Raw genomic sequence first — 19,891 nt, forward strand, 5'->3', positions numbered from 1 at the left:
TCAGGCGACGAGTTCGACCAGCGTGGCGTTGGCGGTGCCGCCGCCCTCGCACATGGTCTGCAACCCGTAGCGAATTCCGTTGTGCTGCATGTGATGGATCATCCGGGTCATCAGCACCGCGCCGGATGCGCCGAGCGGGTGGCCCAGCGCGATCGCCCCGCCGAGCGGGTTGAGCCTGGCCTCGTCTGCGCCGGTGTCGGCAAGCCACGCCAGCGGAACCGGTGCGAACGCCTCGTTGACCTCGTACACACCGATCTCGTCGATCCCGACGCCCGCCTTGTGCAGCACCTTCTCGGTGGCCGGGATCGGCCCGGTGAGCATCAGCACCGGATCGGCACCGGTGACCGCGCCGGCGCGGTAGCGCACGAGCGGGGTCAGGCCGAGGGCGATCGCGTTGTCCTCGGACATCACCAGCAGCGCCGCGGCGCCGTCGGAGATCTGTGACGAGTTGCCGGCATGGATGACGCCGTCCTCGGCGAACGCCGGCTTGAGCCCGGCGAGTCTCTCGACCGTGCTGCCCCGCCGGACACCTTCGTCGGAGACCAATGGCTCGGCACCGTCCGGGAACACCGGCACGATCTGCGCGTCGAACGCCTTGTCGTCCTGCGCGGCGGCGGCCAGTTCGTGCGAGCGCACCGAGTACTCGTCGAGCCGGGTGCGGGAGAAGCCCCACTTCTCGGCGATCAGCTCGGCCGAGATGCCCTGGTTGAATCCGAAGTCCGGGTAGCGCGCAAGCACTTTCGGGCCGTAGGGCATTCCGGTCGACCTCGCGGCGCCGAGCGGCACCCGGCTCATCACCTCGACACCGCCGGCCACCACGATGTCCTGCTGACCCGACATCACCGCCTGCACAGCGAAGTCCAGCGCCTGCTGGCTGGACCCGCACGCGCGGTTCACCGTCGTGCCGGGGATGTGTTCGGGCCAGCCCGCGGCCAGCACCGAATACCGGCCGATGTTGCTCGACTGGTCGCCGACCTGCGAGACGCAGCCCCACACCACGTCGTCGATCACCTCGGGGTCGACACCGGCGCGTTCGACGAGTTCGTTGAGGACGATCGCGGACAGGTCCGCCGCGTGCATCCCTGACAGGCCGCCGTTGCGCTTGCCGACCGGCGTGCGCACCGCCTCGACGATCACCGTTTCGCGCATGAGACTGCTCCGATCCACTCGAGAACTACTGGTAGGCCGGGCCGATCGCCCGCTGCTCGCGCAGCGCGGCGATCTCCTCGGCGGTCAGGCCGATCCCGCTGAGCACGTCGTCGGTGTGCTGCCCCAGCCCCGGCACCGCGCCCATCGGCTGCTCGAAGTCCGAGATCACCGGCGGCGGGCGCAGCGCCATGATCTCGCCTCCCGGGGTGTCCACCGGCCGCCACCGGTCGCGGGCGGCCAGGTGCGGGTGTGCGACGACCTCGCTGGGCAGGTTGTAGCGGGAGTTGCCGATCCCGGCGGCGTCGGCCTTCTTCTGGATGTGCGCCAGATCGTGTTGCGCACACCACGTTCCGATCGCGTCGTTGAGCGCGTCGCGGCGCCGGACGCGGTCGGAGTTGGTGGCGTACGCCGCGTCGTCGGCCAGATCGGGCCGGTCGATGATCTCGCGGGCGAGCCGTTGCCACTCACGGTCGTTCGTGGTGCCGAGCACCACGGTCTGGCCGTCACCGGTGGGGAACGAACCGTAGGGCGCCACCGCGGGCGAACTCATGCCGAGCGGCTCCTGGTCGATGCCGGAGTGCTGGGTGTAGGTCAGCTGATAGCCCATGATGTCGGTCATGGTGTCGAAGAGACTGACGGCCACCGACGGGGCCGTGCCGCCGCTGCGGTGCCCGCGGGCGTAGAGCAGCGTCACGATCGACAGCGCCGCGTAGAGCCCGGTCGAGATGTCGGCCACCGGCGGACCGGGTTTGGCCGGCATGCCGGGATACCCGGTGACCGCGCACGCTCCGGATTCGGCCTGGATGAGCAGGTCGTACGCCCGCTTCTCCGAGATCGGACCACCGGGTCCGTAACCGTCGATCTCGACCGGAATCACCTGCGGGTGACGGATTTCCAGGTCCGCGGCGGCCAGGCCCATCCGCGCCATCGCACCCGGCGCCAGGTTGGACACCAGCACGTCGGCGCCGTCGAGCAGCCGGTGCAGCACCTCCATGCCGCCTGCGGCCTTGAGGTCGAGCGTGACCGACTCCTTGCCGCGGTTGCACCACACGAAGTGGGCGGCCTGGCCCTTGACGACGTCGTCGTAGTGGCGGGCGAAGTCGCCACCGTTGGGGTTCTCCACCTTGATCACCCGGGCGCCGAAGTCGGCGAGGACCCGGGTGCACATCGGCGCCGACACCGCCTGCTCCAGCGTCACCACGGTGATGCCGGCGAGCGGCGCCTGATCAGTCATCGTGTCCGATCATCACATGACCATGCCGCCGTCGACCGGCAGCACCTGGCCGGTGACGTAGGACGCGGCGTCGGAGGCCATGAAGACGAACGCGCCGGCCACCTCGGATGGTTCGGCCCACCGCTTCAGCGGGATGCGGTTCATCATGTTGGCCGCGAACTTCTCGTTGGTGCGGATGGTCTCGGTCATCGGCGTGGCCGCCAGCGGTGCCAGCGCGTTGACCATGATGTTCTTGATGGCCAGTTCGCGGGCCAGTGACTTGGTGAAACCGATGATCGCCGCCTTGGCGGCCGAGTAGTTCACCTGGCCCAGCGTGCCGGTCAGGCCTGCCGCGGACGTCACGTTGATGATCCGCCCGGTGCCGTCGGTCGGCACGTACGGCAGCGCCGCCTGGGTGACGGTGAACGCCCCGAGCACGTGCACGTCGAACAGCAGCCGCATCGAGTCCTGGGTCGTCTTGCCGAACATCGACGGCCTGGTCACCCCGGCGTTGTTGACCACGATGTGCAGCGCGCCGTCGGCCAGGGCGGCCGCCTGCTGGGTGGCGGCCGCAGCCGAGTCGGGATCCGACACGTCGAGCGCCGCGGCCTGCGCCGTGCCGCCCGCGTTCGCGATGCGCTCGGCGACCGCGGCCGCCGCGTCCTTGTCGAGGTCGGTGACCAGCACCGCCGCGCCGGCCTCGGCCAGCGCGGTGGCGACCGCCGAGCCGATGCCGCCCGCGGCTCCGGTGACCAGCGCCGCGCGGCCGGTCAGATCGAAATACCCGCTCATCAGTAACTCTTGGGCAGGCCGAGCACATTCGCCGCCAGGAAGTTCAGGATCATCTCCTGGCTCACCGGGGCGATCTTCATCAGCCGCGACTCGCGGAAGTAGCGGGAGATGTTGTACTCCTCCGAGTACCCCATGCCGCCGTGCGTCTGGAGGGCACGGTCGGCGGCGCCGAATCCCGCGTCGGCGCAGAGGTACTTGGCCATGTTGGCCTCGCGGCCGCACGGCTTGCCGTTGTCGTAGAGCCAGGTCGACTTGCGCAGGATCAGTTCCGCGGCGTCGAGGCGGGCCAGCGAATCGGCGAGTGGGAACTGGATGCCCTGGTTCATGCCGATCTGCCGGCCGAACACCACCCGTTCGTTGGCGTATTTCACCGCACGGTCCAGCGCCACGCGTCCGATGCCGAGCGCCTCGGCGGCGATCAGCATCCGCTCGGGGTTGAGCCCGTGCAGGATGTACTGGAATCCCTTGCCCTCGTCGCCGATCCGGTCCTCGACCGGCACGCGCAGATCGTCGATGAACAACTCGTTGGAGCTGACGGCGTTGCGGCCCATCTTCTTGATCGGCCGGATGTCGACGTGGTCGCGGTCGAGGTCGGTGAGGAACAGCGACAGGCCGTCGGTCTTCTTCGTGACGTCGTCGTAGGGCGTGGTGCGGGCCAGCAGCAGGATCTTCTCCGACTCGAGCGCCTTGGAGATCCACACCTTGCGGCCGTTGATGACGTAATCGCCGCCGTCCCGCTTGGCGAACGTGGTGATGCGCGAGGTGTCGAGTCCCGCACCGGGTTCGGTGACGCCGAAGCACACGTGCAGCGACCCGTCGACGATCCGGGGCAGCGTGGCGGCCTTCATCTCGTCGGAGCCGAACACCACCACCGGCTGCATGCCGAAGATCGACAGGTGGATGGCGCTGGCGGCGTTCATCGCACCGCCGGAGCGGGCCACCTCCTCTGCCAGGATGGTCGCCTCGGTGATGCCGAGGCCGTGCCCGCCGTACTCCTCGGGGATTGTCATCCCCAGCCAGCCGCCACTGGCGATGGCGTCGTAGAACTCGCGCGGGAACTCGTGCGCGAGGTCCTTATCCATCCAGTAACTGTCATCGAACTTCGAGGCCAGTTCCCGTACCGACTTGCGGATCAGTTCCTGGTCCTCGGTGAGCTCGAAGCTCATTCCGCCCGACACTGCAATCTCCGTCCTCGTCATCGAACTCTGTGCACCGGCGCGACCGGATCGTGTCGCCGCGCCGGTGGTGCGCCGCCGGCCTCAGTCCCTGGCGCCGCTGACGGCTTTCGCATTGGCCGCGAAGTCGGCGAAGTTGGCGCCCGTCTTCTCCTTCTTCGACAGCGCCTGGATCGACACGTCATGTCCCTCGGCCGCCTTGCGCAGCGCCCCGACATTGGCCTGCTCCTTCGGGATGTGCTTGAAGGGTTCGAAGTGGTACCAGCGCATCGCGTTCTCGTGGGTGATCTTGTTGATCTCGTCGTCCGGCACGTCGTAGGTGTCGAACACCTTGCCGAGTTCTTCGGGCGCGCCGGGCCACATCGAGTCGCTGTGCGGGTAGTCCATCTCCCAGCAGATGTTGTCGATGCCGATCTCGTGGCGGTTCTTCACTCCGACCGGGTCGGAGATGAAACACGTCAGGAAGTGCTCGCGGAACACCTCCGAGGGCAGCTTGCCGCCGAAGTCCTGATGGGTCCACGTCGAGTGCATGTCGTAGGTGCGGTCCACCCTGTCGAGGAAGTACGGGATCCACCCGGTGCCGCCCTCGCTCAGCGCGATCCTCAGGTCGGGGTACTCCTTGATCGGCTTGGACCACAACAGATCCGCCGCGGCCTGCACGATGTTCATCGGCTGCAGCGTGATCATCACGTCCATCGGCGCATCCGGGGCGGTGATCGCCAGCTTCCCCGACGAGCCGATGTGGACGTTCATGATGGTCTCGGTCTCGACCAGCGCCTCCCACAACGGCTTCCAGTGCTCGAGATCGTGGAAGGAGGGGTAGCCCAGGGTCGAGGGGTTCTCGGTGAACGTCAGCGAGTGCACGCCCTTCTTCGACACCCGGCGCACCTCGTCGGCGCACAGCTGCGGATCCCAGATCGCCGGGATCGCCATCGGGATGAACCGCCCGGGGTTGGACCCGCACCACTCGTCGATGTGCCAGTCGTTGTAGGCCTGCACCAGCGCCAGCGAGAACTCCGCATCCTCGGTGGCGAACAACCGTGCCGCGAAGCCGGGGAACGACGGGAAGTTCATGGTGGCCAGCACGCCGCCGGCGTTCATGTCCTTGACCCGCTCGTTCGGGTCCCAGCAGCCCTTGCGGATCTCGTCGAGGCCCTGGGGTTCCAGGCCGTACTCCTCCTTGGGCCGGCCCGCGACCGCGTTGAGGGCGACGTTCGGGATCACCGTGTCGCGGAACTGCCAGGTGTCCGAGCCGTCCGGGTTGTGCACCAGTCGCGGCGCCTCGTCCCGGTACTTCGCGGGCAGATGGTTCTTGAACATGTCCGGCGGCTCGATGATGTGATCGTCCACGCTGATCAGGATCATGTCGTCGTAGTTCATCGCGGTTCCTTCCGATACCGGCCGCGCGGGCCGGTGACGTGTTGCCCGACTGTGTTCTCCTACTGAGAAAACTAGCTTCTCGCCCGGCGAGAATCAACGTAGACCATGATCGACCACAGGTTTCACCGGCGGCTGCGCCGCTGGTCACACGTCTGCTATTGACCATCGGGGCGAAAGATGGAAACCTCTTAGTCAGAAATGAGAACCGGATTCTCCTAAGTGAGAGTCGCTCGCTGGTCGCATACGAAGGGAGAGACCGTGCGCCTGGCCCCGTTGCCGGCAGAACAATGGGACGACGAGGTCGTCGGATCGCTGCGCGGCTTCCTCCCGCGCGCCCGCCAGAACCCCGATGGGGCAGGCAACGCGATGTCGACCATGGTCCACCACCCCGCGCTGACCAAGGCGTTCATGCCGCTGAACCTGCACCTGCTGTTCAGCTCCACGCTGGACCCGCGGCTGCGCGAACTCGCCATCCTGCGGGTGGCACACCGGCGCGAATCCCCCTATGAGTGGGCGCACCACACGTCGATGGCCAAGATGCTCGGCGTCACCGACGACGAGATCGAGTCGGTGCGTCGCGGCGAGGCCGACGACGACTTCGACCGGCTCGTGCTCGCCGCGGTCGACGAACTCGACGACAACAACGGACTGACCGACGAGACCTGGACCGCGCTCGGCGAGCGTCTCGACGAGCGTCAGCGGATGGATCTCATCTTCACCGTCGGCACCTACAACATGCTGGCCATGGCCTTCAACACGTTCGGCGTCCAGCTCGACAAGCAGGAGAGGTAACACACTGATGGCGTTCTTCCAGAAACCGGCAGCAGGCAGCTGGACCGAGAACTGGCCCGAACTCGGCACCGCGCCGGTCAATTACGAGGACTCGATCGATCCGGAGCACTGGCTGCTCGAACAGCAGGCCATCTTCAAGAAGACCTGGCTCAAGATCGGCCGCGTCGAGCAGTTGCCCAAGAAGGGCAGCTACTTCACCCGTGAGCTGCCTTCGGTGGGTCCAGGTACCTCGGTGATCATCGTCAAGGACAAAGAGGAAGTCGTCCGCGCCTTCCACAACCTGTGCCGGCACCGCGGAAACAAGCTGGTGTGGAGCGACTTCCCCGGCGAAGAGGTGTCCGGCGTCTGCAGGCAGTTCACCTGCAAGTACCACGCCTGGCGCTACGCGCTGAACGGCGACCTCACCTTCGTGCAGCAGGAGGGTGAGTTCTTCGACCTCGACAAGTCCGACTACGGCCTGGTGCCGGTCCGCTGCGAGGTGTGGGAGGGCTTCATCTTCGTCAACTACGACGACGACGCCGCGCCGCTGCGGGAGTACCTCGGTGAGTTCGCCGAAGGGCTCGAGGGCTATCCGTTCCACGAGATGACCGAGCACTACAGCTACCGCTCGGAGATCAACGCGAACTGGAAGCTCTTCATCGACGCGTTCACCGAGTTCTACCACGCGCCGATCCTGCACATGAAGCAGGCGGAGAAGGAGGAGGCCGAGAAGCTGGCCAAGTTCGGCTTCGAGGCACTGGCCTACGACATCAAGGGCGACCACTCGATGGTGTCGTCGTGGGGCGGCATGTCGCCGCCGAAGGACCTCAGCATGGTCAAGCCGATCGAGCGGATCCTGCACAGCGGCCTGTTCGGGCCGTGGGATCGTCCCGACATCAAGGGCATCCTGCCCGAGGAACTGCCGCCGGCCATCAACCCCGGGCGGCACAAGTCCTGGGGCACGGACTCGTTCGAGTTCTTCCCGAACTTCACCCTGCTGTTCTGGGCCCCGGGGTGGTACCTCACCTACAACTACTGGCCCACCGCGGTGGACAAGCACATCTTCGAGGCAGATCTCTACTTCGTGCCGCCGAAGAACCTCCGCGAGCGGCTCTCCCAGGAACTGGCCGCGGTGACGTTCAAGGAGTACGCGTTCCAGGACGCCAACACCCTCGAGGCCACCCAGACCCAGATCGGCACCCGGGTGGTGACGGACTTCCCCCTGTGCGACCAGGAGATCCTGCTTCGCCACCTGCACATGACGGCTCACCAGTACGTTGACAGGTACAAGGAGTCGCTGGCGAAGGGGAACGGTTCCCCCAACGGGAAGCACGCCGCCACCACGTCGGAGGACTCAGCGAAGGATTCAGTGAATGTCTAAGTTGCCCGAGGAGTTCGCCGATCTCGAGCGGTTCGCCGACTGGTGCCTGCCCACCGAGGAGGAGCGGTACGCGAAGCGGCTGAACTCGACCATGGCCGAGATGCAGGAACTGTACGACGCGGGCATCGCCCGCCTCGAGGACATCATGGTCTACGTCGACGCCCGGTTCCCGCTCGAGGGCATGCCGGACGACGCCAAAGCACTGGTGCACCTTGGCCAGTCGATCGTCATGGTGAGTTTCCCGATCGAGGTGTGGAAGCAGCCGCGCGTGCTCGACAGCGGCGCGGCCTACATCAAGCTCATCAAGGAGCCGGTGGTCTAGTCGTGCTGACCCTCAGAGCGGCGGGTCTGGTCGACGTCGACACCGGTGAGATCGTCCGGCCGGGAATCGTCAGGATCGAAGACGACACGATCGTCGGAGTCGGGGGCGAACCCGAAGGGGAGATCCTCGATCTCGGCGACTCGATCCTGCTGCCGGGCCTGATGGACATGGAGGTCAACCTGCTCATGGGCGGCCGGGGTGAGAACCCTGGGCTATCCCAGGTGCAGGACGATCCCGCGACGCGCGTGCTGCGCTCAGTGGGCAACGCACGCCGCACCCTGCGCGCGGGCTTCACCACGGTGCGCAACCTCGGGCTGTTCGTCAAGACCGGTGGCTATCTCCTGGATGTCGCGCTGAGCAAGGCCATCGACGCGGGGTGGATCGAGGGGCCGCGGGTCATCCCGGCCGGGCACGCGATCACCCCCACGGGTGGGCACCTCGACCCCACGATGTTCGCCGCGTTCATGCCCGGCGCCCTCGAGCTCACCGTCGAGGAGGGCATCGCCAACGGCGTCGACGAGATCCGCAAGGCGGTCCGCTACCAGATCAAGCACGGCGCGCAGCTGATCAAGGTCTGCGTCTCGGGCGGCGTCATGTCGTTGACGGGAGAGGCCGGGGCACAGCACTATTCGGACGAGGAGCTGCGCGCCATCGTCGACGAGGCGCACCGGCGCGGGCTGCGGGTCGCGGCCCACACGCACGGCGCCGAGGCGGTGAAGCACGCGGTGGCGTGCGGCATCGACTGCATCGAACACGGCTTCCTGATGGACGACGAGGCGATCCAGATGCTGGTCGACAACGACCGGTTCCTGGTCACCACCCGGCGACTGGCCGAGGCGATGGACGTCTCACGCGCTCCGAAGGAGCTGCAGGACAAGGCCGCCGAGATGTTCCCGAAGGCCCGCACATCGATCAAGGCGGCCTACGAGGCCGGTGTGAAGATCGCCGTCGGCACCGACGCACCGGCCATCCCGCACGGCAAGAACGCCGACGAACTGGTCACGCTCGTCGACTGGGGGATGCCACCCGCCGCGGTGCTCAAGGCCGCCACGGTGGTGGCCGCCGAACTGATCAACTCGACGAGGCTCGGCCGGATCGCCGAAGGTTATCTCGCCGACATCATCGCGGTGCCGGGCGACCCGATCGCCGACATCACCGTTACACGACGTGTCAACTTCGTAATGAAGGGCGGTAAGGTCTTCAAGAATGACAGCGCCAACTGACGACAAGCGGATATCCGACCTGGTCGAGATCCAACAGGTACTGGCCAAGTACGCCGTCACCATCACCCAGGGCGACATCGACGGGCTGGTCAGCGTGTTCACGCCGGACGGCACCTACAGCGCGTTCGGTGAGACGTACACACTCGACCGGTTCCCCGTCCTCGTCGATGCGGCCCCCAAGGGGCTCTTCATGACCGGTACCGCACTGGTCGACCTCGTCGACGGGGCGGACACCGCGAGCGGCACCCAGCCGCTGTGCTTCATCGAGCACTCCAAGCACGACATGCGCATCGGCTACTACAACGACACCTACGTCCGCACCGACGGTGGCTGGCGGATCAAGACGCGTGCCATGACGTTCATCCGACGCAGCGGCGACCACGACCACGGCCGGCCGCATGCGATCGGCAGGCCGAGCGCGTGACCGATCTCTTCGAGCCCGCTACGTTCCGCACGGCACTGCGGACCTGGCTCGCCGACAACCCCGACCTGGCCCCCTCCGACGACCACTCCCTGCAGGGACACGTCCGTCAGTTCGCGCGGGTGCAGCGGGCGCTGTACGACGCCGGCTGGAGCCGCTACGGCTGGCCAGAGCACGCCGGTGGGCTCGGCGGCCCCGCGATGCTGCGGGCCATCGTGGGTGAAGAGGTGGTGGGCCGGCGGCTGGCCGAGCCCGGACCCTACTCCATGCTCGAGGTGCTGGCGCCGACGATGATCGACTACGCCCCAGCCGAACTCGCCGCCGAGATGGTGCCGAAACTGCTCAGCGGCGAGGAGCAGTGGTGCCAGGGGTTCTCCGAACCGGGCTCGGGCAGTGACCTGGCGTCGCTGACCACCCGCGCGGTGCTCGATCCCGAATCCGGGGGCGACCGCTACATCATCAACGGGCAGAAGGTGTGGACCAGCTTCGCCCAGTACTCGCACCGGTGCGTGCTGCTCACCCGTACCGGTGACGCCGACACCCCCAATCACGAGGCGATCACCGCCTTCTTCGTCGACCTCGACACCCCCGGCATCACTGTGCGCCCGTTGCGGACCATGCACGACGTCGACGAGTTCTGCGAGGTGTACTTCGACGACGTCGCGGTCGACGCGAGCCGGATGCTGGGCAAGCCAGGTGACGGCTGGCGGCTGGCGATGGATCTGCTCCCCTACGAACGGTCCACCTGCTTCTGGCAGCGCATCGCCTACCTGTACTCACGGTTCGACGCTCTGATCGGCGAGGTCAAGAACCTCGGGCAGGTCACCGACTCCGATCTCGGCGAGGCCTATCTGGCCCTGCACACCCTGCGGTGCCGGTCCCGCGCCACCCAGTACCGGCTCGCCGACGGTCACAAGCTGGGCCCGGAGACCTCGATCGACAAGGTGTTGTTGTCCGGCGCAGAACAGCGGCTCTACGACACGGCGCGCGAATTGCTGCCCGGCGTCATCGAACTCGAGGACAGCGAGTGGCGCACCGAGTACCTGTACTCGCGTGCGGCCACCATCTACGGCGGCACCGCCGAGGTGCAGCGCAACATCATCGCCCGCCGCCTGCTCGACCTGGGGAAGGAATGACGATGACCTCGCCATCCGATACGGAGACCGACGTCGACCTGGGCCTGCTCGAGGACGGCCTGCGCAAGTCGATGCTGTCGCGCTCGGGCGCCGACCTCGACGCCGCGCTGGCCGAACTGGGCTGGGCCGAGATGCTCGCCGACCTGCCGGACGTGGCGATCCCGCTGGTGTTCCGCCTGCTGGGGGAAACCGGTACGCACGCGTCGATTCTCAATGATGTGCTGCTGGAGACGATCGGTGGCCTTCCCGGCGGCACCCCGCCGCTGCCGTACGCCGGCGGCGCCTGGGTGATCTGGGAGCGCGGCGAGGCGAGCGGGAACGAGACGCTGGGCGGGCTGCCGCTGCGCGTGATCCCCGACGGCGAGACGATGCGCCTGGGCGAGGCCCGCAAGGCGGTCGGCTGGTGGCTGTGCGGCACGGCTCGGGCGATGCTCGCGCTGGCCCGGCAGCACGCGCTGGACCGGGTGCAGTTCGGCCGGCCGATCGCGGGCTTCCAGGCCGTGCGGCACCGGTTGGCCGAGACGCTGGTGGCCATCGAGGGCGCCGAGGCGACACTGGGCCTGCACGGCAACGAGAGCCCCGACCTGACCGCGATGCTGGCCAAGGCCGCAGCTGGACAGGCCGCGCTGACCGCGGCCCGGCACTGCCAGCAGGTGCTCGGCGGTATCGGCTTCACCGAGGAGCACGAACTGCACCACCACGTGAAGCGCGCACTGGTGCTCGACGGGCTGCTCGGCAGCTCGAAGGAACTCACCCGCAAGGCCGGGGCGGGGCTGCGGGCCCGCGGCTCGGCGCCGCGGCTCGCACAGCTCTAGGCCGCTGCGCTACTTGACGTTCGACTTCATGTCGTCGAGGTTCACCAGCACCGGCCACCCGCTGACGCTGAGCGCATTGCCGTGGCCGGTCTGGTGGATGTCGAACACCGACTGGATGGCGGCGTAGAAGCCCTGCACGTCGAGAGTCTGGTTGACCGCGCGCTTGGCCTGGCGCAGCGCGAACGGCGGCATCGTGGCGATCTGCTCGGCCAGCGCCCTGGTCTCCGCGTCGAGGTCGGCCCGTGGCACCACCTTGTTGACCATGCCGGTCTTCTCCGCCTCCTCGGCGGTCAGCGGCCGACCGGTGAACAGGATCTCCTTGGCCTTGCGCGGCCCGAGTTCCCAGGTGTGGCCGTGGTATTCGACACCGCCGATGCCCATCAGCGCCACCGGGTCGGAGAACAGTGCGTCGTCGGCTGCCACGATCAGGTCGCACGGCCAGCACAGCATCAGTCCCCCGGAGATGCAGCGGCCCTGGACCGCCGCGATCGACGGCTTGGTCGTGTTGCGCCACTTGAGGGTGTACTCGAGGTAGCGCCGGTGTTCGTGGCTGATGATGAATTCGAGCGTGATCTTGTCGGGCACCGGGCCGCCACCGCGCAGGTCGTGACCGGCCGAGAAGTGTTTCCCGTTGGCGCGCAACACGATCACCACCACCTCGGGGTCCTCGGCGGCCCTGGTCCAGGCCGCGTCGAGTTCGTCGAGCAGTTCCGGGTTCTGGGCGTTGGCCGCCTCGGGCCGGTTGAGCGTGATGGTGGCGATCTTGTCGGCGACGTCGTAGTCGATGTACACGGTGGCGTCCTCTGTTTCGGTGGTCGATCAGGTCCGGGGCAGGCCGAGCGCCCGCTGGGCGATGATGTTGCGCTGGATCTCGGAGGTGCCGCCGGCGATGGTGCCGGCGAAGCTCCGTGTGTACCGCTCGAACCACCCGCACGAGTGGCCCTCGATGTTCAGCGGCGTGTACGGGCCGATGGTGGTCGGATGCGCCAGACCGTCGGCGCCCGCGGCGGCCAGCGCGTGCTCGGTGGCCGTCTGGTTGGCCTCCGATCCGAGCAGCTTGAGCACCGACAGCGCGGCGGGGTCCTCGTCGCCATGTGCGGCGCGGGCGAGCGCGATGGAGCCGAGCAGGCGCAGCGCCTCGGTGTCCATCGCCAGCGTCGCGTAGCGGTCACGCTCGAGAGCGGTGCTCGGCCGAAAATCGTCGATCAGGTCGGTCAACCGGTCGGCGTAGCTCAGCCACAGCATGTTCCGCTCGTGGCCGAGCGAACCGTTGGCCACCCGCCAGCCGTCGTTCTCGGGTCCGATCAGGTTGGCGGCGGGCACCCGCACGTCGTTGAAGAACACCTCGTTGAAGTCGAGGTCGTCGCGGTCGCACACGGACGCGAACGGTCTGCGCACCACACCGGGGAGGTCGGTCGGGATCATCAGCACGCTGATCCCCCGGTGCTTCGACGCGTCCGGGTCGGTGCGGACGAACGTCAGCACCATGTCGGCGTCGTGGGCGCCCGAGGTCCACACCTTCTGTCCGTTGACGACGAACACCGCGTCGTCGCCGCTGCCCTCCCGAACCGCCCGGGTACGCAGCGATGCGAGGTCGGAGCCCGCGCCCGGCTCGCTCATGCCGAGCGCGGCGGTCTTCTCCGCCTTGAGGATCGGCACCGCCCACTGCTGCTGTTGCTCGGGTGTTCCGAACGAGATCAGCGATGCCGCGATGATGCCGACGCCCTGCGGGTTGAAGCTCAGGTAGATCCGCCGCCGGGACAGCTCGAGCTGATGGACGTACTGCTGCAGCAGGGTGGCGTTGCGGCCGCCGAACTCCGGTGCGTGTCCGGGTAGCAGCCAGCCGTGGTCGAACAGCTTGCGCTGCCACGCCCGCGCCCAGTCGGGGATGTGCGCGGTGGACCGCGGCCGCTCGACGGCCTCCGCGTGCGGGGGAAGATGTCCGTCGAGAAAGGTGGCGAATTCCGCCCGGAACGCCTCGACATCGGCGTCAAACGACAGCTGCACGGCACTCCCGGGGCGCTCGCAAATGTGGAAAGCCTTCTCTATTCCTCAGAATGAGAATACTATTCTCATCGTGAGAAAGTTACAATCTCAGGCACGTCGGTCGCGAGGGGGTCCAGGACCACAATGCCAAGGCGTTCTCCGGTACAGTTCATCCATGTTCTCCCCAGTCGGCAAGCGTCTGAGCAGCCGGTGAGCACCCCCAGCGAAGAGCCGGCCTGGAAGCAGCGCGCGGTCGAGCGGTCCATCAAGACCGCCAAGCTGCGCGCCGCACAGCGGGTCCAGCGCTTCCTGGACGCCGCCCAGGCGATCATCATCGAAAAAGGCAGCACCGACTTCACCGTGCAAGAGGTCGTCGACCGTTCACGACAGTCGCTGCGCAGTTTCTATCTGCAATTCGACGGCAAACACGAGCTGCTGCTGGCGCTCTTCGAAGACGCGCTGAGCCGGTCGGCCGAGCAGATCCGCGCCGCGACGGCCAGCCACTCCGATCCGATCGAACGCCTGAAAGTGGCCATCCAGCTGCTGTTCGAGTCGTCGAGGCCCGATCCCGGCGCCAAGCGGCCGCTGTTCACCGACTTCGCACCACGGTTGCTGGTGTCCCATCCGGCCGAGGTGAAGATCGCTCATGCGCCGTTGCTGGCCCTGCTCACCGAGCTGATGGAAGACGCCAGCGAGGCCGGCCGGCTGCGGGACGGGATCAACCCCAAGCGGATGGCGGCGATGACGATGCAGACCGTCATGTTCGTCGCCCAGTCCAGCGGCGGAAACGACGACGCCACCATCCACCCCATCGGCGCGGACGAGGTGTGGGACTTCTGCTCCCACGGGTTCGCCGCCAGCTAGCGGAGAACCAAGTTCTCGGCTGCCGAGAGGGCGTTCACACCGTGAGCACCACCGCCGGAGCCGCCTCTTATTGAGAATCCGATTCTCGTAAGCGGAGAGTACAAATTGCGCCGAATGAGCGCCTCATTGACACAATCGGACACCGATGACAGAGTGCCCGTGAGAAGTGCTGTGCAATCGCCCAACATGCCGCCGACACCAGCCACTGCGACAGGCGCGACCGTCGGCGCCACGACCACACCACGAAGTCACCTGTGAAGAATCGAGGAATCAATGACCGGACGCGTAGAGGGCAAGGTCGCCTTCATCACCGGCGCCGCACGCGGACAGGGTCGCGCACATGCGGTGCGACTCGCCCAGGAGGGCGCGGACATCATCGCCGTCGACATCTGCAAGCAGATCGACAGTGTCCGGATCCCGCTGTCCACGCCCGAGGATCTGGCCGAGACCGCGGATCTGGTCAAGAACGCCGGCGCCCGCATCTACACCGCTGAGGCCGACACCCGCGACTACGACACCCTCAAGGCGGCCGTCGACGCGGGCGTCGAGGAGTTCGGCCGCCTCGACATCATCGTGGCCAACGCAGGCATCGGCAACGGCGGCGAGACGCTGGACAAGACCAGCGAGGGTGACTGGACGGACATGATCGACGTCAACCTCGGCGGCGTGTGGAAGACCGTCAAGGCCGGTGTCCCCCACATCCTCGCGGGCGAGCGCGGCGGCTCGATCATCCTCACCAGCTCCGTCGGTGGCCTGAAGGCCTACCCGCACACCGGCCACTACGTCGCCGCCAAGCACGGCGTCGTCGGCCTGATGCGCACGTTCGCCGTCGAACTGGGCGCCAAGAACATCCGGGTCAACTCGGTGCACCCGACGAACGTGAACACGCCGCTGTTCATGAACGAGGGCACGATGAAGCTGTTCCGCCCCGACCTGGAGAACCCGGGCCCCGATGACATGAAGGTGGTCGGCGAGTTCATGCACACGCTGCCCATCGGCTGGGTCGAGCCCGAGGACATCGCCAACGCCGTGCTGTTCCTGGCCTCCGACGAGGCCCGCTACATCACCGGCGTCACGCTGCCGGTCGACGGCGGCAGCTGCCTCAAGTAGTTCCTCACGAATGCCCGGGTGCGGACGCCGTCCGCACCCGGGCATTCGGCACTTCGGCCTAAACCCCTCGGCCGTCCGCGCCGGGATGGTTGCATGGTTTCCTGGGGCCGCGGGGAACCCCACCGCAGGAGCGCGGCGCGATGTGTGGGGCAGAAACGAGGTGGGGCGTGAAGCGGCTCAACGGCATGGACGCCATGCTGCTGTACAGCGAGACCCCGAACCTGCACACCCACACCATGAAGGTGGCGGTCATCAACGCCGCCGAGTACGTGCCCGACCCTGCCGACGACGGCGATGCGGAATTCTCGTTCGACGTGTTCCGCAGCACCATTGGTCGCCGGCTGTACATGCTCGACCCGCTGCGCTACCGGCTGATCGACATCCCGTTCCGCCTGCACCATCCCATGTGGCTGGAGAACTGCCCGGTCGACCTGGACTACCACGTGCGCAGGGTGCGCGTCCCGGCGCCGGGGGGGCGGCGCGAACTCGACCGGGTGATCGGCGAGATCGCAGGCACACCGCTCGACCGCAGCCGTCCGCTGTGGGAGTTCTACTTCGCCGAGGGCATGGCCGACGACCGGTACGCCCTGATCGGCAAGGTGCACCACACCCTGGCCGACGGGGTCGCCTCGGCGAATCTGCTGGCGCGCCTTATGGATCTCGCGGGCGCGCCGCGCACGGAGCAGGACGAGTACGCCACCTGCGAGCTGCCGACGACGGCAGAGCTGGTGCGGGAGGCGGCCCGCGACCACATGCACCAGATCTCGGAGATTCCGGGCCTGGTGCGCGACGCGGCCCGCGGCATCGCCCGGGTGCGGCGGCGTTCGCGCGAGAAGCACGACGACACCGGCATGGCGAAGATGTTCGACACCCCGCCGACCTTCCTCAACCACGTGGTGTCACCGGTGCGGACCTTCGCGACCGCGTCGGTGGCGCTGACCGAGGTGAAGGAGACCGCCAAACACCTCGGGGTCACCTTCAACGACATCGTGCTGGCGATGGCCGCCGGGGGTCTGCGAGAACTGTTGCTGCGCTACGACGGTCGCGCCGACCGGCCGATCCTGGCCTCGGTCCCGGTGAGCACCAACCGCTCCGCCGACCGGGTCACCGGCAACGAGATCAGCGGGCTTGCGGTGTCGCTGCCGGTGCACGTCGACGATCCGCTGGAACGGGTGCGGCTCACGTCGCAGGCCGCCCGCAGCGCCAAGGAGTTCAACGAGCTGCTCGGCCCTGGCCTGCAGGGCAGGATGATGGAATTCCTGCCGACCGCAGTCGCACCGGGCGCCTTTCGCTGGCAGTCCCAACGCGCCGCGCACAACCGCATCATGAACGTCGCCGTCTCGAACGTGCCGGGACCCCGGGAACGCGGCCACATCGGCGGCGCCCCGGTGACCGAGATCTACTCCGTCGGCGTGCTGTCACCCGCCAGTGCGTTCAACATGACCGTGTGGAGCTATGTCGACCAGGTCGACATCTCGGTGCTGTCCGACGACCGGACCTTCGACGACGTGCACGAGGCCACCGACGCGATGGTGCACGAACTGGCCGAGATCCGCCGCGCCGCAGGGCTGCCGGGACTCACCGAGGTCACCACCGCGATGAAACCGGCCCCGGCGGCCGGCTAGTCCAGATGCGCGCGCAGATCGTTGCGCAGCACCTTGCCCGTACTGCCCCGCGGTAGCTCGTCGAGCACGGCGATCTCGCGCGGCACCTTGTAGTTCGCCAGGTTCTCGCGGACGTGCTGCTTGAGGGTGTCCGGTGTGGTGGCGCCGCTGTCGGCGTCGCCCGAGAGCACCACGAATGCCGCAAGGCGCTGGCCGTACTCGGCGTCGTCCACCCCGATCACCGCGGCCTCGGCCACGTCGGGGTGCTTCATCAGCGCCTTCTCCACCTCGATCGGATACACGTTCTCACCGCCGGACACGATCATCTCGTCGTCGCGCCCGACGACGAACAACCGGCCTGCGTCGTCGAGGTAGCCGAGGTCGCCCGAGGCCATGAAGTCCTCGTGGAAGTCCTTGGTGGCCCCCGAGGTGTAGCCGTCGAACAGCGTGCCGCTGCGTACGTAGATCCCTCCGGTCTCCCCGGCGGGAAGCGGGCGGAACTCGGCGTCGAGGATGCGGATCTCGGTGCCCGGCGCCGGTTTTCCGGCGGTGTCCGGTGCGGCACGGAGGTCGGCCGGGGTCGCGGTGGCGATCATGCCGGCCTCGGTGGCGTTGTAGTTGTTGTAGATGACGTCACCGAACTGGTCCATGAACCGGATCACCACGTCGGGGTGCATGCGCGATCCGGACGCAGCGGCGAACCGTAACGTCTTGCCGCTGTATCGGTTCCGCACCTCGTCGGGCAGGTCCATGATCCGGTCGAACATCACCGGCACCACGATCAGCCCGGTGGCACGGTGCTCGTCGACGAGGGCGAGCGTGGCCTCGGGGTCGAACTTCCGCCGGGTGACGATGGTGCACGCCATCAGCGCGGAGAACAGCAGCTGCGAGAACCCCCAGGCGTGGAACATCGGTGCGGCGATGACGGTGGTCTCCTCGGCACGCCACGGCGTGCGGTCGAGGATCGCCTTCAGATCCCCCGCGCCGCCGCCACCCTCGGCGCGCCGTGCCCCCTTCGGGGCGCCGGTGGTGCCGGACGTCAACAGGATCATCCGGCTCTTGCTCGTCGCCTGCGCGGGCCGCTTCCCGGCGTTCGCCTCGACCAGACCTTCGACCGAGCGGATGCCGTCGTCGACCGGTGCGTCGGTCCAGCCCAGGATCCGCACGGCATCGGGCACGGCCGCGAGTGCGGTGTCCACCACCGCGGTGAACTCCTCGTCGTAGATCACCACGTCGGCGCCTTCACGCTCGACGACGTCGGCCAGTGCGGGACCGGCGAAGGAGGTGTTCAGCAGCAGGATGTCAGCGCCGACGCGGTTGGTCGCCACCAGTGCCTCGACGAACCCCCGGTGGTTGCGACACATGATGGCAACGGATTTCGGGGTGCCGCCCGGAAGCCGCTGCAGGGCGACCGCAAGCGCGTCGCACCGGTCGTCGAGTTCCCGCCAGGTCAGCGTGCCGATCTCGTCGATGAGCCCGGCCCGGTCAGGGCAGCGCTGGGCGGCGGCGGCCACGCCCATGGTCGCGGTCAGGCCCACCCGCCGTCCCGCCAGCGCCATCCGCACGTAGCGGTCCGGTCGCATCGGTGCGATCAACCGTGCTCGGTACAGGGTCTGCACGAACCCGAGGATGTCGGCCATCGTTCCTTCCTAGCCGGTCTTGGACTGGATCGGTGGGGTCGGCTCAGCCCAGTATCGGGAAGCGGCGTTCGCGGGCCAGTTCGTCGAGCGCGTCCTGCATGACCGACCGCACATGCGCGTCGACGACGTTGACGTCGGCATCCTCACCGAACTCCGCCACCACGTCGATCGGTTCGAGCACGCGGGCGACGACCTTCGACGGCAGCGGCAGATTGGGTGGGAAGATCGCCGAGAGGCCGAAGGGGAAGCCGAACGTGACCGGCAGGATCTCCAACCGGATCTTCTTGAGTCCCAGCTTTCTGGCCAGCGAGTCGCCGCGGGCCAAGAACAGCTGCGTCTCCTGTCCACCGATCGACACCACGGGCACGATCGGCACGCCGGCGTCTATTGCGGTCCTGACGTAACCGGTACGCCCGGCGAAGTCGATCTTGTTCTCGAACGTCGGCCGGTACGAGTCGTAGTCACCACCGGGGAACACCAACACCACCGCGCCGTCGCGCAGTGCCTTGCCGGCGTTCTCGCGGCTGGCTCCGATGACCCCGAGGCGGCGCAGCAGGCTGCCGATGGGCGGCACGAACACGCCGTAGTGGGCCAGTGTGTACACCGGCCGGTCGAATCCGAACTTGTCGTAGAAGGCAGGCGCGAAGATCAGCACGTCCGGCGTCAGCATGCCGCCGGAGTGGTTCGATACCACCAGCGCGCCACCGGTGCTCGGGATGCTGTCCAGCCCGCGCACCTCCGAGCGGAAATAGCGCCTGATGGCGGCGCCCGCCGTCTTCGCGATCGTCGCCGTGAATTCCGGGTCCCATTTCGCAACTTCGGGACGCTCCGCGGGTACCCACTCCTGGTCGTCGCTCATCGCTCCCCCTGATGGCCGTTGATCAGCGGTTACGTTACTCTCCTGAAAAG

General features: G+C 67.6%; 19 protein-coding genes. 10 read left to right on the forward strand and 9 right to left on the reverse strand.

Annotated features, from left to right (window positions below):
- The 5 genes from ACPCHZ_RS26490 to ACPCHZ_RS26510 form a co-directional block, all read right to left on the reverse strand.
- Complete coding sequence (locus ACPCHZ_RS26490; protein ID WP_423487478.1) at positions 1 to 1,149, reverse strand: thiolase family protein; 1,149 nt, start codon at positions 1,147 to 1,149, stop codon at positions 1 to 3.
- 25 nt (positions 1,150 to 1,174) lie between these two features.
- Positions 1,175 to 2,383, reverse strand: a complete 1,209-nt coding sequence (locus ACPCHZ_RS26495) for a CaiB/BaiF CoA transferase family protein (protein ID WP_423487479.1) — start codon at positions 2,381 to 2,383, stop codon at positions 1,175 to 1,177.
- 12 nt (positions 2,384 to 2,395) lie between these two features.
- The gene (locus tag ACPCHZ_RS26500; protein WP_423487480.1) at positions 2,396 to 3,154 is read right to left on the reverse strand and encodes an SDR family NAD(P)-dependent oxidoreductase; all 759 of its coding nucleotides are present in this window, start codon (positions 3,152 to 3,154) and stop codon (positions 2,396 to 2,398) included.
- On the reverse strand, positions 3,154 to 4,320 hold the full coding sequence (locus ACPCHZ_RS26505; protein ID WP_423487564.1) for an acyl-CoA dehydrogenase family protein: 1,167 nt from the start codon (positions 4,318 to 4,320) through the stop codon (positions 3,154 to 3,156). Before ACPCHZ_RS26505 ends, ACPCHZ_RS26500 begins: the two co-directional genes overlap by 1 nt.
- A 93-nt stretch (positions 4,321 to 4,413) precedes the next feature.
- Complete coding sequence (locus tag ACPCHZ_RS26510; protein ID WP_423487481.1) at positions 4,414 to 5,709, reverse strand: amidohydrolase family protein; 1,296 nt, start codon at positions 5,707 to 5,709, stop codon at positions 4,414 to 4,416.
- Positions 5,710 to 5,967: 258 nt separating this feature from the next.
- Here ACPCHZ_RS26510 and ACPCHZ_RS26515 point away from each other — a divergent pair, with 258 nt between their 5' ends.
- Genes ACPCHZ_RS26515 through ACPCHZ_RS26545 form a run of 7 tightly spaced genes read left to right on the forward strand, consistent with a single transcriptional unit; the run spans position 5,968 to position 11,778 of the window.
- The gene (locus tag ACPCHZ_RS26515; RefSeq protein ID WP_423487482.1) at positions 5,968 to 6,501 is read left to right on the forward strand and encodes a carboxymuconolactone decarboxylase family protein; all 534 of its coding nucleotides are present in this window, start codon (positions 5,968 to 5,970) and stop codon (positions 6,499 to 6,501) included.
- A 7-nt stretch (positions 6,502 to 6,508) separates the two neighbouring features.
- The gene (locus tag ACPCHZ_RS26520) at positions 6,509 to 7,861 is read left to right on the forward strand and encodes an aromatic ring-hydroxylating oxygenase subunit alpha (protein ID WP_264013263.1); all 1,353 of its coding nucleotides are present in this window, start codon (positions 6,509 to 6,511) and stop codon (positions 7,859 to 7,861) included.
- Positions 7,854 to 8,183, forward strand: a complete 330-nt coding sequence (locus tag ACPCHZ_RS26525) for a hypothetical protein (RefSeq protein WP_364984437.1) — start codon at positions 7,854 to 7,856, stop codon at positions 8,181 to 8,183. The genes ACPCHZ_RS26520 and ACPCHZ_RS26525 overlap by 8 nt, the downstream gene beginning before the upstream one ends.
- A 2-nt stretch (positions 8,184 to 8,185) precedes the next feature.
- Entirely contained in the window at positions 8,186 to 9,406 is a 1,221-nt protein-coding gene (locus tag ACPCHZ_RS26530) for an amidohydrolase family protein (RefSeq protein ID WP_423487483.1), read from the forward strand.
- A complete protein-coding gene (locus ACPCHZ_RS26535) occupies positions 9,390 to 9,830 on the forward strand; it encodes a nuclear transport factor 2 family protein (protein ID WP_364984433.1) in 441 nt (146 codons plus the stop codon). The genes ACPCHZ_RS26530 and ACPCHZ_RS26535 overlap by 17 nt, the downstream gene beginning before the upstream one ends.
- Complete coding sequence (locus tag ACPCHZ_RS26540; RefSeq protein ID WP_423487484.1) at positions 9,827 to 10,963, forward strand: acyl-CoA dehydrogenase family protein; 1,137 nt, start codon at positions 9,827 to 9,829, stop codon at positions 10,961 to 10,963. Before ACPCHZ_RS26535 ends, ACPCHZ_RS26540 begins: the two co-directional genes overlap by 4 nt.
- Positions 10,964 to 10,965: 2 nt before the next feature.
- A complete protein-coding gene (locus ACPCHZ_RS26545; RefSeq protein WP_364984429.1) occupies positions 10,966 to 11,778 on the forward strand; it encodes an acyl-CoA dehydrogenase family protein in 813 nt (270 codons plus the stop codon).
- A gap of 9 nt (positions 11,779 to 11,787) precedes the next feature.
- On the opposite strand, the gene ACPCHZ_RS26550 is transcribed toward ACPCHZ_RS26545, so the two are convergent.
- Positions 11,788 to 12,570, reverse strand: coding sequence for an enoyl-CoA hydratase (locus tag ACPCHZ_RS26550; RefSeq protein ID WP_423487485.1), 783 nt, complete (start codon positions 12,568 to 12,570; stop codon positions 11,788 to 11,790).
- 27 nt (positions 12,571 to 12,597) lie between these two features.
- Entirely contained in the window at positions 12,598 to 13,785 is a 1,188-nt protein-coding gene (locus tag ACPCHZ_RS26555; protein WP_423487486.1) for an acyl-CoA dehydrogenase family protein, read from the reverse strand.
- 189 nt (positions 13,786 to 13,974) lie between these two features.
- On the opposite strand from ACPCHZ_RS26555, the gene ACPCHZ_RS26560 reads away from it, so the two are divergent.
- From ACPCHZ_RS26560 to ACPCHZ_RS26570, 3 genes are all read left to right on the forward strand, one after another.
- A complete protein-coding gene (locus ACPCHZ_RS26560) occupies positions 13,975 to 14,628 on the forward strand; it encodes a TetR/AcrR family transcriptional regulator (RefSeq protein ID WP_364984423.1) in 654 nt (217 codons plus the stop codon).
- Between the two features lie 273 nt (positions 14,629 to 14,901).
- Positions 14,902 to 15,738 carry a mycofactocin-coupled SDR family oxidoreductase gene (locus ACPCHZ_RS26565; protein WP_264013272.1) on the forward strand — a complete coding sequence of 279 codons (837 nt, stop codon included), beginning with the start codon at positions 14,902 to 14,904 and terminating at the stop codon, positions 15,736 to 15,738.
- A gap of 167 nt (positions 15,739 to 15,905) precedes the next feature.
- Entirely contained in the window at positions 15,906 to 17,363 is a 1,458-nt protein-coding gene (locus ACPCHZ_RS26570) for a WS/DGAT/MGAT family O-acyltransferase (protein WP_423487487.1), read from the forward strand.
- Here ACPCHZ_RS26570 and fadD12 read toward each other — a convergent pair.
- Both fadD12 and ACPCHZ_RS26580 read right to left on the reverse strand, forming a co-directional pair.
- Positions 17,360 to 18,982 (reverse strand): acyl-CoA ligase FadD12, encoded by a 1,623-nt coding sequence (fadD12, locus tag ACPCHZ_RS26575; RefSeq protein WP_423487488.1) that lies wholly within the window; start codon positions 18,980 to 18,982, stop codon positions 17,360 to 17,362. The two genes, ACPCHZ_RS26570 and fadD12, sit on opposite strands and share 4 nt — an antisense overlap.
- Positions 18,983 to 19,025: 43 nt before the next feature.
- On the reverse strand, positions 19,026 to 19,841 hold the full coding sequence (locus ACPCHZ_RS26580; protein WP_423487489.1) for a lysophospholipid acyltransferase family protein: 816 nt from the start codon (positions 19,839 to 19,841) through the stop codon (positions 19,026 to 19,028).
- Positions 19,842 to 19,891: the final 50 nt, after the last annotated feature.

The organism is Mycobacterium sp. NPDC050041 (assembly GCF_049541695.1).
Taxonomy (GTDB): domain Bacteria; phylum Actinomycetota; class Actinomycetes; order Mycobacteriales; family Mycobacteriaceae; genus Mycobacterium.

Bases quoted from the DNA above. Each gene is read 5' to 3' on its own strand.
- ACPCHZ_RS26495 (WP_423487479.1), bottom strand. From the start codon at position 2,383: ATGACTGATCAGGCGCCGCTCGCCGGCATCACCGTGGTGACGCTGGAG.
- ACPCHZ_RS26565 (WP_264013272.1), top strand. From the start codon at position 14,902: ATGACCGGACGCGTAGAGGGCAAGGTCGCCTTCATCACCGGCGCCGCA.
- ACPCHZ_RS26500 (WP_423487480.1), bottom strand. From the start codon at position 3,154: ATGAGCGGGTATTTCGATCTGACCGGCCGCGCGGCGCTGGTCACCGGA.
- ACPCHZ_RS26535 (WP_364984433.1), top strand. From the start codon at position 9,390: ATGACAGCGCCAACTGACGACAAGCGGATATCCGACCTGGTCGAGATC.
- ACPCHZ_RS26545 (WP_364984429.1), top strand. From the start codon at position 10,966: ATGACCTCGCCATCCGATACGGAGACCGACGTCGACCTGGGCCTGCTC.
- ACPCHZ_RS26505 (WP_423487564.1), bottom strand. From the start codon at position 4,320: ATGAGCTTCGAGCTCACCGAGGACCAGGAACTGATCCGCAAGTCGGTA.
- ACPCHZ_RS26510 (WP_423487481.1), bottom strand. From the start codon at position 5,709: ATGAACTACGACGACATGATCCTGATCAGCGTGGACGATCACATCATC.
- ACPCHZ_RS26490 (WP_423487478.1), bottom strand. From the start codon at position 1,149: ATGCGCGAAACGGTGATCGTCGAGGCGGTGCGCACGCCGGTCGGCAAG.
- ACPCHZ_RS26520 (WP_264013263.1), top strand. From the start codon at position 6,509: ATGGCGTTCTTCCAGAAACCGGCAGCAGGCAGCTGGACCGAGAACTGG.
- ACPCHZ_RS26580 (WP_423487489.1), bottom strand. From the start codon at position 19,841: ATGAGCGACGACCAGGAGTGGGTACCCGCGGAGCGTCCCGAAGTTGCG.
- fadD12 (WP_423487488.1), bottom strand. From the start codon at position 18,982: ATGGCCGACATCCTCGGGTTCGTGCAGACCCTGTACCGAGCACGGTTG.
- ACPCHZ_RS26525 (WP_364984437.1), top strand. From the start codon at position 7,854: ATGTCTAAGTTGCCCGAGGAGTTCGCCGATCTCGAGCGGTTCGCCGAC.